This is a genomic window from Stenotrophomonas sp. TWI273 (assembly GCF_039674765.1).
In the GTDB taxonomy this organism is placed as follows: Bacteria; Pseudomonadota; Gammaproteobacteria; order Xanthomonadales; family Xanthomonadaceae; genus Stenotrophomonas.
Map to the genome: position 1 here is coordinate 457,133 of NZ_JBDJOA010000002.1, position 15,852 is coordinate 472,984.

13 protein-coding genes are annotated in these 15,852 nt (G+C 65.8%); 10 read left to right on the plus strand and 3 right to left on the minus strand.

Translation table 11 applies throughout. From position 1 onward, the window contains the following. The first annotated feature begins 111 nt into the window (after positions 1-111). Positions 112-1,002 (plus strand): AraC family transcriptional regulator, encoded by an 891-nt coding sequence (locus ABE571_RS04520; protein ID WP_346493292.1) that lies wholly within the window; start codon positions 112-114, stop codon positions 1,000-1,002. Positions 1,003-1,838: 836 nt separating this feature from the next. Here ABE571_RS04520 and ABE571_RS04525 read toward each other — a convergent pair. Both ABE571_RS04525 and ABE571_RS04530 read right to left on the minus strand, forming a co-directional pair. Beyond that, on the minus strand, positions 1,839-2,432 hold the full coding sequence (locus ABE571_RS04525) for a hypothetical protein (RefSeq protein ID WP_346493293.1): 594 nt from the start codon (positions 2,430-2,432) through the stop codon (positions 1,839-1,841). A gap of 238 nt (positions 2,433-2,670) precedes the next feature. Further along, entirely contained in the window at positions 2,671-2,955 is a 285-nt protein-coding gene (locus ABE571_RS04530) for a putative quinol monooxygenase (RefSeq protein ID WP_346493294.1), read from the minus strand. A 245-nt stretch (positions 2,956-3,200) separates the two neighbouring features. Between ABE571_RS04530 and ABE571_RS04535 the strand changes: the two genes are divergently transcribed. The 3 genes from ABE571_RS04535 to arcD all read left to right on the plus strand — a co-directional run bounded on the left by ABE571_RS04535 (position 3,201) and on the right by arcD (position 9,039). After that, positions 3,201-4,667 carry a SulP family inorganic anion transporter gene (locus ABE571_RS04535; protein WP_346493295.1) on the plus strand — a complete coding sequence of 489 codons (1,467 nt, stop codon included), beginning with the start codon at positions 3,201-3,203 and terminating at the stop codon, positions 4,665-4,667. A gap of 244 nt (positions 4,668-4,911) precedes the next feature. Further along, positions 4,912-7,506, plus strand: a complete 2,595-nt coding sequence (locus tag ABE571_RS04540) for a methyl-accepting chemotaxis protein (protein ID WP_346493296.1) — start codon at positions 4,912-4,914, stop codon at positions 7,504-7,506. 108 nt (positions 7,507-7,614) lie between these two features. Further along, positions 7,615-9,039, plus strand: a complete 1,425-nt coding sequence (gene arcD, locus ABE571_RS04545; RefSeq protein WP_346465805.1) for an arginine-ornithine antiporter — start codon at positions 7,615-7,617, stop codon at positions 9,037-9,039. A 144-nt stretch (positions 9,040-9,183) separates the two neighbouring features. Here the strand turns inward: arcD and ABE571_RS04550 are convergent, their stop codons facing one another. Continuing rightward, entirely contained in the window at positions 9,184-9,573 is a 390-nt protein-coding gene (locus tag ABE571_RS04550; RefSeq protein WP_313209085.1) for a DUF2628 domain-containing protein, read from the minus strand. A 194-nt stretch (positions 9,574-9,767) separates the two neighbouring features. On the opposite strand from ABE571_RS04550, the gene ABE571_RS04555 reads away from it, so the two are divergent. From ABE571_RS04555 to hemC, 6 genes are all read left to right on the plus strand, one after another. Then, entirely contained in the window at positions 9,768-9,947 is a 180-nt protein-coding gene (locus tag ABE571_RS04555; protein WP_313209086.1) for a hypothetical protein, read from the plus strand. Positions 9,948-10,417: 470 nt separating this feature from the next. Next, positions 10,418-12,325 (plus strand): glucans biosynthesis glucosyltransferase MdoH, encoded by a 1,908-nt coding sequence (gene mdoH, locus ABE571_RS04560; RefSeq protein WP_313209087.1) that lies wholly within the window; start codon positions 10,418-10,420, stop codon positions 12,323-12,325. A 73-nt stretch (positions 12,326-12,398) separates the two neighbouring features. Then, positions 12,399-13,064 (plus strand): dienelactone hydrolase family protein, encoded by a 666-nt coding sequence (locus ABE571_RS04565; protein WP_282257418.1) that lies wholly within the window; start codon positions 12,399-12,401, stop codon positions 13,062-13,064. Positions 13,065-13,068: 4 nt separating this feature from the next. Further along, positions 13,069-14,115, plus strand: a complete 1,047-nt coding sequence (locus ABE571_RS04570) for a histidine kinase (RefSeq protein ID WP_313219528.1) — start codon at positions 13,069-13,071, stop codon at positions 14,113-14,115. Positions 14,116-14,125: 10 nt separating this feature from the next. Further along, a complete protein-coding gene (locus ABE571_RS04575; RefSeq protein WP_313219529.1) occupies positions 14,126-14,854 on the plus strand; it encodes a LytTR family DNA-binding domain-containing protein in 729 nt (242 codons plus the stop codon). 55 nt (positions 14,855-14,909) lie between these two features. Next, the gene (hemC, locus tag ABE571_RS04580) at positions 14,910-15,821 is read left to right on the plus strand and encodes a hydroxymethylbilane synthase (protein WP_313209090.1); all 912 of its coding nucleotides are present in this window, start codon (positions 14,910-14,912) and stop codon (positions 15,819-15,821) included. Positions 15,822-15,852: the final 31 nt, after the last annotated feature.

Below are 15,852 nucleotides of genomic sequence, written 5' to 3' on the forward strand. Positions count from 1 at the left end.
TGGGGTGGTGGCGCGCACCACGGTGATGGGGAGGAATCGCGAATGTTATTGTGTAACAATTAGGTGCTGCCGCTCCATTCCCGGCAGGGCGGATCCAGAACTGGACACCTGATGACCTGCGCCACTGCCACTGCCACTGCCACGCCAGCGACTGCCGTGGCTGCACGCGTGGCGGCCGAAAGCGCCGGTCCGCTGGACGCGTGCGTGGGCAATGCCGACGGCTCGGTGCTGATGCTTCGCCACACGTTCGCCGCGGCGCAGGGCACGATGGGTGAGGGCGGTGCGTTGCGCATCGGGCTGCTCACGGCGGGCGGCGGCACCCTGTATCAGCGCACGGCGCTCGGACGCATCGCGCAGCCTTGGCGCCCAGGCGCGTTCAATCTGGTGTTGCCGGACTGCCCGGGCGAATTCCGCAGCCCAGCGCTGGCGCTGCTGGGCCTGGCCATCGACGCGCGGCATCTGCAGGATCGCGGTGTGCGCTTGGAGCAGCTGCATTGCGCGGCATCGGCGCTGCAGGAAGACCCGGTGATCGCCTCGGTGATGTGGGCGTTGTGGCACTGCGCCGAGGCACATGCAGGTTCTGCCGCATTCTTTGAGCACGGTGTCGATCTGGTGCTGCAGCGGTTGGCCGGACTGCCGGTTGCGGCGCCCGCTATGCGACGCGCGCTGTCACCGACGCACCTCAAGCGCGTGCAGGAACTGATCGATGCCCATCTCGGCGACGATCTGGGCGTCGCCCGCATGGCGCAGGAAGTCGGGCAGGAGGCCAGCGGATTCAGCCGCGGCTTCCGGATCGCGACCGGCATGACGCCTTACGCGTATCTCACGTGGCGCCGGATGGAGGCGGCCAAGCCGATGCTGCTGGCCGGCCGCAGCGTCACCGAGGTCGCCCTGGCGATGGGCTATGCGAACCCCGGCAAGTTCGCCGCGGCGTTCCGGCGGGTGACCGGGCAGGCACCGTCGCGTTGGGTAGACACATCTTCGGGTCGCGTAATCACTTAATTGCTCGGTGGTCACGGGTGGAGAGAATCACCGCTCGACCTAGGGAGACGCCGATCTCCAAGGTTCTAGCAGGGCCGCCGCAATCCCATAATCTATCCACAGGATGCTATTGTTCCTGCCGAATAATCCGGGAGGCAAATGTGCGGATACAGAATTCATGGCTGAGGCCGCAGTTGGATGCGAATCTGCCGAAATACGCTTGGGACATCAAGGGTTGGTTGATCTTCTTCAATTTGGCCGTCGATGATCTTCTATTTGATGTGTCCTGTCGTCGATGGCTCGGATACTCGGGTGACGGAACTTGGGTAGACGGAAACGCGGTCCAATGCATCTTGGCTCTAGAGGATAGGCATTTCTATAGACATGGAGGCATTGATCCACGCTTCCTTCCACGACTGGCTAGGCAGCTACTAACCGGGAAAAGAATTGGTGGAATAAGCACAATTGAGCAGCAATACGTCCGAACTTACTTGAATAGGAAAGAAAGAACGTTTGGCAGGAAGTTCAATGAGTGGGTTCTAGCATGGCTCTTGGCCCACCGAGTGGATAAGCAAGACATCCTTGTGTCCTACCTGAGTTGTGCTTACATGGGCTACAAACTCACCGGGTTGCAGGCCGCCGCGGAGCTGGTATTTGACAAGGATGTCGGGGAGTTGGACCTTAACGAGGCCTCATTGTTGTCCAGCTTCCTTGTCTATCCGTTGCCAAAAGTCGTAAGAAAGCGTGCTGAGGGTGAGGCTTGGTTTCCAGTTCAAGACACACAAGAGTTCTTGGAGAAAATTTCCTGCGATGCTCCGATGTGGGCAAGCAAAGTGAGTGGGAGATCAAAATATGCACTACGTCTCGTTGGAAAGGCCTAGAAGTCTCATTAGAAGGTGCGAGTTGGAGAGGGATGCCCTGTTTGAGTAACAAACCGTTTTCTTTCCCTCATATCCTTCTAATTCGAAATTTTTGGCGCGACGTTGCAGTGCCTCGCAGAACCGGTAACCGCGTTCACTTATCGCGCTAAGTTGCGCGACTATCTCGGTGGACGATTTGAGGTCTTGGATTGATCTGTGAGCAAGTGCAATTGGCTGATGTATCTCTCGATCCAGTGCAAGGGTTGTGCTGTAGCCAAATGAGTACATCAACCTTGCATTGATGTCTGCGAGGCTGTCGTTCCATTCCAGGAGTATCATGCGATACTCCGCGACATCAGCTTCTGTGCCGTCATTGTTTAACTTATACCAAGCGAATCTCTTTTGCCGGTAGATTCTCTTGGCCACAAGGGTAGAGAGGTCGTTTGCAACGGAGCGTGCGTCGTGCTGTGCTCTGTCGTTTCTTTTCACTTCTTCTTGTCGATTCCAGCTCCGCTGCTGCAGCCATGCTGTTAGCGCCGCGATGATGGCTGCTGCAAAAAGTGCCCATAGTGCTGCAAATACTGTAGCCATCCGGAGTCAGCCTCTTGGGATTGCTTGCTTGGTTGAAATGTACTGGCTACTCGGTGCAATGAAGTCACTCACTGCAAGAAAACTCGACTGTTTCCATGATGTGTTGTATTCGCTGGCATTGTGTGTGTCGAGAATCAGGATATGTCTGGTGGGTGGAAGCGGGTTGGATGATTCTATGCGGCACTCTATTCGGCCGTCGAGGTCGACCATGCTAGCCGTAGAAAAAAGTTTCGCTTTGTTAATTAGGCGACACCGGCTCGGTCTCGAACCGCTCGCCGAACCCCGTGATCATCGGCCGCGCTTTCGCGATCGCCGCCTGGACAGACGGAAGTGCCAGCGAGGCGCGGTGCAGTTCCTGGCTGTCCCACACCTCGGTTACCCAGAGTGCATCCGCCGCGGTGGGGTCGCGCGCCACCACGTAGCTGCGGCAGCCCGGCATTGCACTGGTGCCCTCGAGCAGGATCGCGATGACCACGTCGCGCTGGCCGGGCGCGGTCAACATCTTGCCGATCAAACCGTACATGGGCGCATTCCGGGGCAGGGGAGGTGCCCGCATCCTGCGCGCCGGCGCCACGGCCGGTCAATGGCCGCCGTTTGAGGCCCCCGTCGCCCTGCGGTATCCTGCGCGCCCCTCCTGTTCCGACCGTCGTGTGATGACGCCACCCTGATACCGCGTTGACGACGCGCCGGCCCTTGCGCTGGCTCAGGGAGTGCTTTGTCTTCATCACACAACGCGCCGTGCGCATCGCCGGTGCGTGGAGTCTGTCCATGTCTGTGTCCTATCCGCTGCGCCAGCAATGGCTCGGCAACATCCGCGGTGATCTGCTGTCCGGCGCCGTGGTCGCCCTCGCGCTGATTCCCGAAGCGATCGCGTTTTCCATCATTGCCGGGGTCGACCCCAAGGTCGGTCTGTACGCTTCGTTCTGCATCGCGGTGGTCACCGCCATCGCCGGCGGCCGGCCGGGCATGATCTCCGCGGCCACCGGCGCGATGGCGCTGGTGATGGTCGATCTGGTCCGCGACCACGGCCTGCAGTATCTGCTGGCCGCGACGATCCTGGCCGGGCTGCTGCAGATCGTCGCCGGCGCGCTCAAGCTGGGTGCCCTGATGCGCTTCGTCTCGCGCTCGGTGATCACCGGCTTCGTCAACGCGTTGGCCATCCTGATCTTCCTTGCGCAGTTGCCCGAGCTGATCGGGATGCCATGGACGGTGTACGCCGTGTGCGCGGCCGGTCTGGCGATCATCTACCTGCTGCCGCTGCTGACCCGGGCGGTGCCTTCGCCGCTGGTGGCGATCGTGATGCTCACCGGGCTGTCGATCTGGCTGGGCCTGGACATCCGCACCGTCGGCGACATGGGCGCGCTGCCGGACAGCCTGCCGACCTTCCTGCTCCCCGATGTGCCGCTCACCTGGGAGACCCTGCGCATCCTGCTGCCGGTCTCGGCCACGCTGGCGGTGGTGGGGCTGCTGGAGTCGATGATGACCGCGCAGATCGTGGAAGAGATGACCGACACCCCCAGCCAGCGCAACCGTGAGTGCGCTGGACAGGGCCTGGCCAACATCACCGCCGGGCTGTTCGGCGGCATGGGCGGCTGCGCGATGATCGGGCAGTCGGTGATCAATGTGTCCTCCGGCGGCCGTGGCCGGTTGTCCTGCCTGGTGGCGGGCGTGCTGTTGCTGCTGCTGGTGGTCTACGGCGCGGAGTGGGTCCGGCAGATTCCGATGGCCGCGCTGGTCGCGGTGATGATCATGGTCAGCATCGGCACCTTCCACTGGCGCTCGTTCGCCGAGTTCCGGCTGCACCCGAAAAGCTCCTCGGTGGTGATGCTGGGCACGGTGGTCGTCACCGTGGCCACGCACGATCTGGCCAAGGGGGTGCTGACCGGGGTGCTGCTGTCGGCGCTGTTCTTCGCCCGCAAGGTGGGCCGGATGCTGGACATCGCCGAGGCCGACACGGCCGATGGCACCCGGGTCTACACGGTCAGCGGGCAGGTGTTCTTCGCCTCGGCCGGGCAGTTCGCGGCGGCCTTCGACCTGCTGCATGTGCCTGAGCGCGTGACCATCGATCTGAGCGGCGCGCACTTCTGGGACCTCAGCGCAGTGGGCGCGCTGGAACGGGTGACCGGCAAACTGCGCGCACGCGGGGCGCAGGTGGAGGTGATTGGACTCAATGCGGCCAGCCAGACACTGGTGGAGCGCCTGGGACACGGCGACCGCAGCACGGGCGTTCACTGAACACGGTCAGGATTCGGCACTCAACATCGCCGGCATGACGCCGTTATCCAGCTGAGTCCCTTCTCTGGGCCGGTGCCGTCGCGGTGCCGGCAGGCGATATCTGCACAGGGCAGGGCAGTGGCATCGATCCCCGCTGGCCGCGCCGTGATTGCACCGCGCGCGTGCCGGCCCGCAATGGACTGCGTGTTTCCGTGGCGGCGCATGCGTGCGCCCGCCGGTATGCCCTTTTTCCGGAACCGCCCCCATGCCCGTGTCCCGCCCCACTGCTTCCAAGCGCCCTGGCAGCATCGCCAACCGACTGATGCTGGGTACGGCGTTGATCGCCATGCTCTGCTTCGGTGTCACCGCTGCCATCAGCTATCGCGAAGCCAGCGCGTCGCTGGTGGATGCCTCCCGCCACACCATGCAGAGCGAGGCCCAGGCCGAAGCGCTGCGGGTGAGTGGTGATCTCTCCAGTGCTTTCGCCACCAGCCAGGCGCTGGCGCAGAACCTGCTGGTGCAGCGCGCTGCGGGAACGCTGTCGCGGGCGACGGTGTCTGCGGTGATCCACCAGCAGGTGCAGGTGCACCCGGAATGGGTGGGCTTCGGCACGTTGTGGGAACCCGACGCCTTCGATGGCAAGGATGCCGAGTTCGTCGGCGCCGAGGCACACGATGATACCGGCCGGTTCATGAGCTACTGGGCCTGGCACGACGGCGCGCCGATGCAGGATGCGCTGACCGGCTATGACGTGCCCGGCGATGGCGACTGGTATCTCAAGCCGAAGGCGCTCAAGCGGCAGACCGTCGCCGAGCCCTACACCTACGAGATCGGCGGTCAGAAGGTGCTGATGACCACGCTGTCCACCCCGGTGATCGATGACGGCAGCTTCCTCGGGGTCGTGACGGTGGACTTCGCCCTGGCCGCATTGCAGAAGCACCTCGCCGCGCTGCGCCCGATGGGCGAAGGCCATGTGGAACTGATCTCGCCCGGCGGCATCGTCCTGGCCGCGAAGGACGCCAACGAGATCGGCAAGCGTCGCGAGGATGCGCTGACCACGCAGGTACTGGCGGCGGTCAAAGCAGACAAGACCTTTGATGCCTTCGAGCCGGATGCGGCAGGCAACGTGAAGACCTACGTGCCGCTGCGCATCGGCGGCAGCGAGGAGCATTTCGCGCTGGGTGTGATCGTGCCGCATGCGCTGATCACCGCGCAGGCACGTGCGCTGCTGTGGATCATCCTGGCCGTTGGCCTGGGCGCGGCACTGGTGCTCAGCGGCAGCGTGTACGTGCTGCTGCGCCGTCAGGCGATCCGTCCGTTGGCCGATGCCGTCCGCCTGTCCGCAGACGTGGCCGAGGGGCGTCTGGATACACCGCTGCCGCCCGCGCGCAATGACGAAGTCGGCCGCCTGCTCGAATCGATGCAGCGCATGCGCAGCCAGCTGCGCGCAGTGATGGCCGCGCAGGGTGAGATGGCCCAGCGACATGAGGCGGGCGAGCTGAGTTACCGCATGGACGCGCAGACCTTCCCCGGCGAGTACGGCAAGATGGTGGAAGACACCAACCAGCTGGTGGGCGCCAACATCGCAGTCACCCGCCGTCTGGTCGAGGTGATGCAGCGCTACGCGGTCGGTGACCTGAGCCAGGACATGGACCGCCTGCCCGGCGAGCAGGCCGCTTTCACGGCTGCAATGGATACCACCAAGGCCAACCTGCGTGCCATCAATACCCAGATCGGGGATCTGGCCGGGGCGGCGGCGGTGGGTGATTTCAGCCAGCGTGGCGATGTGGTGCGCTTCGACCACGACTTCCGCGCGATGGTGGAAAACCTCAACACCATGATGCAGGTCAGCGATGACAACCTGCAGCAGATTTCCGCGCTGCTGCGCGCCATCGCCGCGGGTGATCTCACCGCACGCATGCGTGGTGAGTTCCATGGCGTGTTCGCCCGGATGCGTGACGATGCCGATACCACGGTGGCGCAGTTGACCGACATCGTCGGCCGGATCCAGCAGGCCACCGGCAGTATCAACCTCGCCGCCGGCGAGATCGCCGCGGGCAACAGCGACCTGTCGCGCCGCACCGAGCAGCAGGCTGCCAGCCTGGAAGAGACCGCCGCATCGATGGAAGAACTCACCTCCACGGTTCGCCAGAATGCCGACCACGCGGTGCAGGCCAACCAGCTCGCCGCCGGCGCTGCCGAGGTGGCTTCGCAGGGCGGTGTGGTGGTCGGCCAGGTGGTGACCACCATGGCGGGCATCGAGGCCTCGTCCAAGCGCATCGCCGAGATCATCTCGGTGATCGACGGCATCGCGTTCCAGACCAACATCCTGGCGCTGAACGCTGCGGTGGAAGCCGCGCGTGCCGGCGAACAGGGCCGCGGTTTCGCGGTGGTGGCCACGGAAGTCCGCGCACTGGCGCAGCGCTCCGCCGGGGCGGCCAAGGAAATCAAGACCTTGATCGACGACTCGGTCACTCAGGTCAGCGCGGGCTCGGCCCTGGTGCAGACCGCCGGCCGCACGATGGAAGAGATCGTCACCGGCGTGCGCCGGGTCAACGACATCATGGCCGAGATCTCGGCAGCTTCGAAGGAGCAGTCCGCCGGTATCGAACAGGTCAACCAGACCATCACCCAGATGGACGAGACCACCCAGCAGAATGCCGCGCTGGTGGAAGAAGCGACGGCGGCCGCGCGTGCGATGGAAGAGCAGGCGCAGCAGCTGGGCACGGCGGTGGCGATCTTCCGCCTGCAGGCCAGTGCGGCGGCGGCGGGCACACCGGCGCGTCGTGCCACGCCCGCGCGGACCGCTGCGCGCGTGCCCGCAGCAGCAGTGGTCGGCGAGGACTGGCAGACCTTCTGATCCGGACCGGCGCGCCGGTGCCAACGGCGCGCCGGCAGGGCCGGTTCACCCGGTGCTCACCGCCGGGCATTGGTAATCGGCGCTATTCTGTTTGCCGATGGTGAGCACATGACCTCTCGTTCCGACCGGCTCGGCCTGACCGCGTTGACTGCCCTGGTGGTCGGATCGATGATCGGCGCCGGCATCTTCTCACTGCCACAGAACATCGCGCGCAGCGCCGGCCCGGGTGTGGCCTTGATCGGCTGGATGATCAGTGGCCTGGGCATGTTGATGCTGGCCTTCGTGTTCCAGAATCTGGCCAACCGCAAGCCCGAGCTGGATACCGGTATCTACGCGTACGCGCGCGCCGGGTTCGGCGATTACATCGGCTTTTCCGCGGCGTGGGGCTACTGGGTCTGCTCGCTGCTCGGCAACGTCAGCTACTTCGTGCTGATCTTCAGCGGCCTGGGCTATTTCGTGCCGGCCTTCGGCGAGGGCAATACCTGGCAGGCGGTGGCATGCGCCTCCGTGCTGCTGTGGGCGATGCACGCAATGATCCTGCGTGGCATCCGCCAGGCCGCCTTGGTGAATGCGGTCGTCACCGTCGCCAAGATCGTGCCGATCGTGGTGTTTCTGATCATCGCCGCCGTGGGCTTCAAGGCCGATATCTTCACCGGCGAGTTCTGGGGCACGGCCGAACTGGGCAGCCTGGGTGAGCAGCTGCGGGGCATGATGCTGATCACGGTCTGGGTGTTCATCGGCATCGAGGGTGCCAGCATCTACTCGCGGCGCGCGGCCAGGCGTTCGGATGTCGGGCGCGCGACGATCATCGGGTTTGTGTGCGTGCTCGCGCTGCTGATGCTGGTCAACCTGCTGTCGATGGGCGTGCTGCGCCAGGAAGCGCTGGCACAGGCGCGCAATCCCTCGATGGCCTTCGTGCTGGAGGCCATCGTCGGGCCCTGGGGCGCCACGTTGATCATCATCGGCATGATCGTCTCGGTGCTGGGGGCATTGCTGGCATGGGTGCTGCTGTGCGCCGAAGTGCTGTATGCGGCGGCGGGGGATGGCACGATGCCGGCCTTCCTCGGGCGCGAGAACGCACGACAGGTTCCCGCCAACGCGCTGTGGCTCACCAACGGGCTGATCCAGTTGTTTCTGATCATCACCCTGTTCAGTGCCGGCACCTATACCAGCCTGGTGCTGCTGGGCGCATCGATGAGCCTGGTGCCCTATCTGTTCTCGGCCGGTTACGGTGCATTGCTGGCGCTACGCGGGGAAACCTATGGCGGGCAGCCCGGACTGCGGGTCCGCGATCTGCTGGTGGCCGGTCTGGCCACGGTATACGCGCTGTGGCTGGTCTATGCCGGTGGCCTGTCACAGGTGCTGCTGTCGGTGTTGCTGTACGCACCGGGCATCGCCATGTTCGCGGCCGCCAAGCACCAGCATGGGCAGCGGATATTCACCCGGGCGGAGCAGGTGATCGTGGCGGGCGTGATCGTCGTTGCCGGCTGGGCGGCGTGGGGTCTGTACCAGGGTGATCTACACCTGGCGTGAGCCCAACGGGATCGACTCAGCCCTCCCGATGGCCGCGCGCCTCCGGTTCGTTCAGCAGATCGATGGGTGTCTCAACACCGCGGCCGACGCTCCACAAAAAAGCCCGGTCAATGACCGGGCTCTTCATCCACGCCTGCGCGCTGCTTACCAGCGCATGCCGGCGAAGGGGTTCCAGCTGGTATCGCCCTTTACCTTTTCAAGGTAGTACGAATAGTTGGTGGTCAGCGCGATCAGCACCGACCAGGCCACACCGATCGCACGGCCGACCACGTCCGGCAGGAAGGCCACGACGACCATCAGCACCAGGGTGATGCCCAGTATCGTCAGCGCCTTCCGCCACATGCCCAGGATCAGCAGGTAGATCCAGCTGAAGAACAGGGCGAACAAGTTGAAGTTGACCTTGATCTTCTGGCCGAACGGCAGCGTCTTGTACGCGGCCTTGAAGGTCGGCGAATTGGGGGCGCCGTGCTGTTCGAAGAAGTTGAAGCGGAACTGCCACTTGGGGCTGTAGGGGGAAGCAGTGTTGGAATCCATATCCGAATCGTATGTTGAAAACGATTACATGATAGCCGCAAGCTCTTGATTAGCGCCAATTTTTCGACGCTTTGCACGCCCCCTGTCAGGGACTGCGCGCACCGTCACACATTCGTCCCGGTTTTCCGATAGGGTGCGCAATCCGCGCGGCCGGAAGCCCCGCGGGTAATGAGAAGTCAACGAGATGCCAGACCATGTCCATTGATGTGATGACCCCCGATCGCCCGCAAGCAGGGCCGCAGATCACCCCGTGCCCGGTTGCCACCCAGGCACAACACCTGCTTGCCCAGCTGCAGTTTTCGCAGGTGAGCGCCCGCGCGCTGTCGCGCCTGCCGGTAGACACCGACCTGGCCATCGCCGCTACCGTCGCCTGAGCCGCTGCCGCACCCCGTCAACGCTGCCGGCCCGCCCCCTCCAGGGCGAAAAACTGCGCACCACTGGCGGCACTTCCTCCTGCCGAGGCCATGGGGACCGGTCGCGTTGCGGCAGGGGGCTGATCGCCGCCGCCCGCAAGATGAATGGGCAGAAGCCCATGGCACAGGGCCTGCGCCCCCTTGGCCGCGAGAGGGCCTCCACTTGTCTCGATCCAAAAGCTGAATGCGGAGAAATCCCCGGTCCGCCCTTCGCGCGCACCTTACATTTCGCGCCATAGACTGAGCCGCATTTTTCGTCTCAAGCGGTTTGGAGAGTTCGTGGGTTCCGGTAGTCACAGACATACGCTGCGTGCCGGTCTCCGGCCTGCGCCGACAGGACGAATGCGTGCCATCGTGTACGCCGGGCTCAGGATGCCCCTTTCCACACTTGGCACCCCCGGCCTGGCACGCCCTGCACAGGGACACCGCGCATGAGTACCCAGACCCTGAACGCCCTGCTGGACGCCGGCCGGGCGACGTTGCCGGCCGAGTCGCCGTTGCCGATGCCCGAGCAGTCCCTGCGCGAAGGGCAGCTGCAGGTTCCGCGCCAGCGCACCTCGCCGCGGATGATCGGGCTGCGCCGTTTCTACATCCTGGGCGGTACCGCAGCCATGACCATCGCCGCCAGCCGGATGATGTGGAAGGTGCTCGCCGTTGATGGCATCAGTGTGCTGGAAGCCTGCCTGCTGGTGCTGTTCGTGGGCCTGTTCGCCTGGATCGCGTTGTCCTTCGCCGGGGCCGTGGCCGGCTTCCTGACCGCGGTATTCGATCGGGGCTACAAGCTCGGCATCGACCCGGATGCGCCGCTGCCGACCGTGCATACGCGCACCGCGCTGCTGATGCCGACCTACAACGAAGATCCGCGCCGGTTGCTGGCCGGGTTGCAGGCGATCTACGAGTCGGTGGCCGAGACCGGCCAGCTGGCGAATTTCGATTTCTACGTGCTCAGCGATACCCGGCGCGATGACATCGGCCAGGCCGAGGAAGCGGCCTTCCACGCCCTGTGCGACGCGGTGGGCGGCCATGACCGCATCTTCTATCGTCGCCGCGGCGACAACGGTGGCCGCAAGGCCGGCAACATCGCCGACTGGGTCCGCCGTTTCGGTGGCGCCTATCCGCAGATGCTGATCCTGGACGCCGACAGCCTGATGACCGGCGACACCATCGTGCGCCTGGTCGCCGGCATGGAGCACAACCCGGATGTGGGGCTGATCCAGACCCTGCCGGCGGTGGTTGGCGGGCGCACGCTGTTTGCCCGCATGCAGCAGTTCGGTGGCCGCGTGTACGGCCCGGTGATCGGCCGCGGCGTGGCCTGGTGGCATGGCGCGGAGAGCAACTACTGGGGCCACAACGCCATCATCCGCACCCAGGCCTTCGCCGAGCAGGCCGGTCTGCCGTCGCTGCCGGGCAAGGAGCCGTTTGGTGGGCATGTGCTCAGCCACGATTTCGTCGAGGCCGCCCTGATGCGCCGCGGTGGCTGGGCCACCCACATGGTGCCGTACCTGAAAGGCAGCTACGAGGAAGGCCCGCCCACCCTGACCGACCTGCTGGTGCGCGATCGTCGCTGGTGCCAGGGCAACCTGCAGCACGCCAAGGTGGTCGGTTCCAAGGGCCTGCATTGGGTCAGCCGCATGCACATGCTGGTCGGCATCGGGCACTACTTCACCGCGCCGATGTGGGCGATGCTGATGTTGATCGGCATTGCGATCCCGCTGTTCCAGGGCGGCATCGACCTCAATGAAGTGCTGCATCTCTCGCCCGGCGTGTACTGGCGCCACCAGGACGAGACCCAGGTGATCCGCATGTTCGCCATCACCATGGTGGTGCTGCTTTCGCCCAAGGTGCTCGGCTATCTGGCGATGCTGCTGGAGCCGGTTGAACGCCGTGGCTGCGGTGGCACGATCCGCGCGTTCATCTCGATGCTGCTGGAAACCATCCTCGCCGCGCTGATGGCGCCGGTGGTGATGTACGTGCAGTCGCGCGGTGTGGCCGAAGTGCTGGCCGGCAAGGATTCGGGCTGGGACGCGCAGCAGCGCGACGATGGCGGCGTGTCCTGGTTGGCGCTGACGCGTGGCTACGGCGGGCTGAGTGTGTTCGGCCTGTTCATGGGCGCGCTGGCCTATGCGGTCTCGCCCTCGCTGGCCGCATGGATGGCACCGGTGGTGATCGGCATGGTGCTGGCGATTCCGGTGGTGGGCTTCACCTCCTCGCGCACCGCTGGCGTCTGGATGCACCGGTTGGGCCTGATGGAAATCCCGGAAGAATCGGCCCCGCCGAAGGTGCTGGTGCGCGCGGCCGAGCTGCGCCGTGCTGCGGCCGAGGCACATCCCGCCGGCTGATCACGGCCATCCAGGCATCGCCCCCATTGCGGTGGGCCGCGGTCATAATGCGGCTTGAACGTACTGGAGCCGCCTGATGCTGGATACCGTGGAAAACGAAACCGGCGCCGACCCGCAGTGGTCGGTGCTGTGGCTGCATGGCCTGGGTGCCGATGGCCATGACTTCGCCCCGATCGTGCCCGAACTGGTGCGCCCGCACTGGCCGGCGATCCGCTTCGTGTTCCCGCATGCGCCGGTGCAGCCGATCACGATCAACAACGGCGTGCCGATGCGCGCCTGGTATGACATCGTCAGCATGGATTTCCGTTCGCGCGCGGACAGCGCCGGGGTGGACGCCTCGATCGTGGAACTGGAACTGCTGATCGAGCGCGAGGTCGCCCGCGGCATTCCGGCCGAACGGATCCTGCTGGCCGGCTTCTCGCAGGGCGGGGCGGTGATCCTCAGCGCGCTGCTGCGTCGCACCCGTCCGCTGGCCGGGCTGATCGCACTGTCGACCTATCTGCCGGATCCGGCCAAGGCGGCTGCCGCGCGCGTGGCCGATGCCATCAGCGTGCCGGTGTTCATGGCCCATGGCACCCAGGATCCGGTGATCCCGGTAGCGATCGCCGAGCACACCGCGCAGACGCTGAGCGCGCTCGGCCTGCCGGTGCAGTGGCACACCTACACGATGGCCCACCAGGTCTGCGCCGAGGAGCTGCAGGCGCTGGGCGACTGGCTCGAGGCGCGCTTCGCCGCCTGACGCCATGAGCGACCCGCGCCAGCAGTCCTGGTTGCCCGAGCTGTGCCGCCTGCCGCGCCTGGCGGCAATGCTGGGGTTGGCCGAGCTGGTGGTTGTCGTAGTGGCGCTGGCCCCCGATGGCAGTCGCCACTGGACGCTGCCGGACTTCCTGTCCGCCAGCGGCTTCGCGTTGTGGCTGGCGCTGGCAGTGACGGTCAGCCTGTGCAGCGTGCGCGCGGTGCTCTCGCGCCTGCCCGAAGTGCCGGGCATGGTGCTGGTGGTGCTGATGACCGGGCTGATCGCCGGTGCGTGCGCGGCGATCGTGCATGCGCTGTACGGCGTGCTCGGCGGCAGCAGCTTTGCCCAGGCGGTCGGCTTCTGGCGGTTCACGTTGGGCAGTGCGGCGATCACCGCGCTGATCACTGCCCTGGCGCTGCGCTACTTCTACGTCAGCGACCGCGGCAGCGCGCAGATGCTGGCCAACGCACGGGCCCAGGCCGATGCATTGCAGGCGCGGATCCGGCCGCACTTCCTGTTCAACAGCATGAACCTGATCGCCAGCCTGCTGCGGCGTGATCCGGAGGTGGCCGAGCGCGCGGTGCTGGATCTGTCCGATCTTTTCCGCGCCGCGCTCGGTGCCGGCGATGGCGATTCCACCCTGCAGGCCGAGTGCGAACTGGCCGAGCGCTATCTCTCGATCGAATCGCTACGGCTGGGCGAACGCCTGAAAGTGATCTGGCTGCGCGACGAGCCGCTGCCTTGGTCGTTGCCGATGCCGCGGCTGGTACTGCAGCCGCTGGTCGAAAATGCCGTACTGCATGGCATCTCGCGGGTGCCGGCGGGCGGCACGATCGTGCTTGCACTGTCCAGTGACGGCACGAATCTGCGCATCCGCGTGCGCAACCCGGCGCCGGATCCGGCCACGCGCGGGCTGCCGCTCCTGCAGGGGGCCGGGCATGCACAACGCAACATCGCCCATCGCCTGGCCTGGCGCTTCGGCCCGGCCGCGCGGATGACGGGGGCGTGGGCCGACGGCTACTATGCTTGCGAAATCACGGTCCCGGTCCAGTGAGGAAACTGTCTTGAAGGTGGTGATCGCCGACGACGAACCGCTGGCCCGCGAGCGCCTGCGCTCCCTGCTCGCTGACCAGGCCGGCATCGAGGTGGTGGCCGAGGCCGAGAACGGCGAACAGGCGCTGCACGCCTGCGCCGAGCTGCAACCGGACCTGGTCCTGCTCGACATCGCCATGCCCGGCCTGGACGGGCTGGAAGCCGCGCGCCATCTGGCCACCTTCGAGCCACGCCCGGCGGTGGTGTTCTGCACCGCATACGACGCGCATGCGCTGTCCGCGTTCGAGGCGGCCGCCATCGACTACCTGATGAAACCGGTGCGCCCCGAGCGCCTGGCGGCCGCGCTGGAGCGTGCGCGCACCTTCCTCGCCGGCCGCAGTGGCCCGGCGACCGCCGCCAGCCAGCAGGCGCGTACCCTGCTGTGCGCGCGCCTGCGCGGCAGCCTGCGGCTGATCCCGGTCGAGGACATCCACTACCTGCAGGCCGAAGAAAAATACGTCGTGGTGCACCACGCCCGCGGCGAAGACCTGCTGGAAGAGTCGCTGAAGTCGCTGGAAGAGGAATTCGGCAACCGCTTCGTGCGCATCCACCGCAATTGCCTGGTCGCCCGGCACGAACTGGTCGAGCTGCGACGAAATGGCGCAGGCCAGGTCCAGGCGGTATTGCGGCATGGCCACGGGCCGCTGGAAGTCAGCCGCCGTTGCGTGGCCAGCCTCAAGCAGGATCTCAAGTACCTCTAAGTGCGGGTGCGCCCGACCGTTGGTCGATACGCCCCTGTGCGTCGATAATGGCGCCATGAAGACCCTGCGCATCGCCACCCGAAAGAGCCCGCTTGCCCTGTGGCAGAGCGAATATGTTGCCGACCGCCTGCGCCAGGCGCATCCCGGTCTGGACGTGGTGCTGGTCCCGATGAGCACGCGCGGCGACGAGGTGCTGGATCGTTCGCTCGCCGCGATCGGCGGCAAGGGCCTGTTCCTGAAGGAACTGGAACTGGCCATGCTGCGTGGCGAAGCGGACTGTGCCGTGCACTCGCTCAAGGACGTGCCGATGGAGCTGGACGCGCCGTTCGCGCTGCCGGCGATGCTGACCCGTCATGACGCGGCCGATGGTTTCATCTCCAATCTGTACGCCTCGCTGGACGCGCTGCCGATCGGCGCGCGGGTAGGCACCTCGTCGCTGCGCCGCCAGGCCCAGCTGCGCGCGCTGCGCCCGGACCTGGAGCTGCAGGACCTGCGCGGCAACGTCAACACGCGCCTGGCCAAGCTGGACAACGGCGGCTACGACGCGATCGTGCTGGCCGTGGCGGGGCTGGAGCGGCTCGGCCTGGGCCACCGCATCGTGGCGCGGCTGGCGGCACCGGACTGGTTGCCGGCCCCGGCGCAGGGCGCGGTGACGGTGGAATGCAACGGTGAGGACGCGGCGGTGATGGGCCTGTTCGCGGCGCTGGACGATGCCGACACACGTGCCTGCGTGGAAGCCGAGCGCGCCATGAACCGTGCACTGCACGGCAGCTGCCACGTGCCGGTGGCCGGCTTTGCGCAATGGGAAGGCGAGGATCTGTTCCTGCAGGGCCTGGTCGGCGGGGTCGCCGATGGCCGCATCGTGCGCGCGGAAGCGCGTGGCCCGGCCAGTGATCCGGAGACGCTGGGCCAGCGCGTGGCGCGTGGCCTGCTGGATGCCGGTGCCGGGGAACTGCTCGCGGTGTAGTGCCGGCCGCTGGCCGGCTACCCGGGAACCT

Bases quoted from the DNA above. Each gene is read 5' to 3' on its own strand.
- ABE571_RS04550 (WP_313209085.1), bottom strand. From the start codon at position 9,573: ATGGATTCCAACACTGCTTCCCCCTACAGCCCCAAGTGGCAGTTCCGC.
- ABE571_RS04540 (WP_346493296.1), top strand. From the start codon at position 4,912: ATGCCCGTGTCCCGCCCCACTGCTTCCAAGCGCCCTGGCAGCATCGCC.
- ABE571_RS04570 (WP_313219528.1), top strand. From the start codon at position 13,069: ATGAGCGACCCGCGCCAGCAGTCCTGGTTGCCCGAGCTGTGCCGCCTG.
- ABE571_RS04530 (WP_346493294.1), bottom strand. From the start codon at position 2,955: ATGTACGGTTTGATCGGCAAGATGTTGACCGCGCCCGGCCAGCGCGAC.
- arcD (WP_346465805.1), top strand. From the start codon at position 7,615: ATGACCTCTCGTTCCGACCGGCTCGGCCTGACCGCGTTGACTGCCCTG.
- mdoH (WP_313209087.1), top strand. From the start codon at position 10,418: ATGAGTACCCAGACCCTGAACGCCCTGCTGGACGCCGGCCGGGCGACG.
- hemC (WP_313209090.1), top strand. From the start codon at position 14,910: ATGAAGACCCTGCGCATCGCCACCCGAAAGAGCCCGCTTGCCCTGTGG.
- ABE571_RS04525 (WP_346493293.1), bottom strand. From the start codon at position 2,432: ATGGCTACAGTATTTGCAGCACTATGGGCACTTTTTGCAGCAGCCATC.
- ABE571_RS04555 (WP_313209086.1), top strand. From the start codon at position 9,768: ATGTCCATTGATGTGATGACCCCCGATCGCCCGCAAGCAGGGCCGCAG.
- ABE571_RS04520 (WP_346493292.1), top strand. From the start codon at position 112: ATGACCTGCGCCACTGCCACTGCCACTGCCACGCCAGCGACTGCCGTG.
- ABE571_RS04535 (WP_346493295.1), top strand. From the start codon at position 3,201: ATGTCTGTGTCCTATCCGCTGCGCCAGCAATGGCTCGGCAACATCCGC.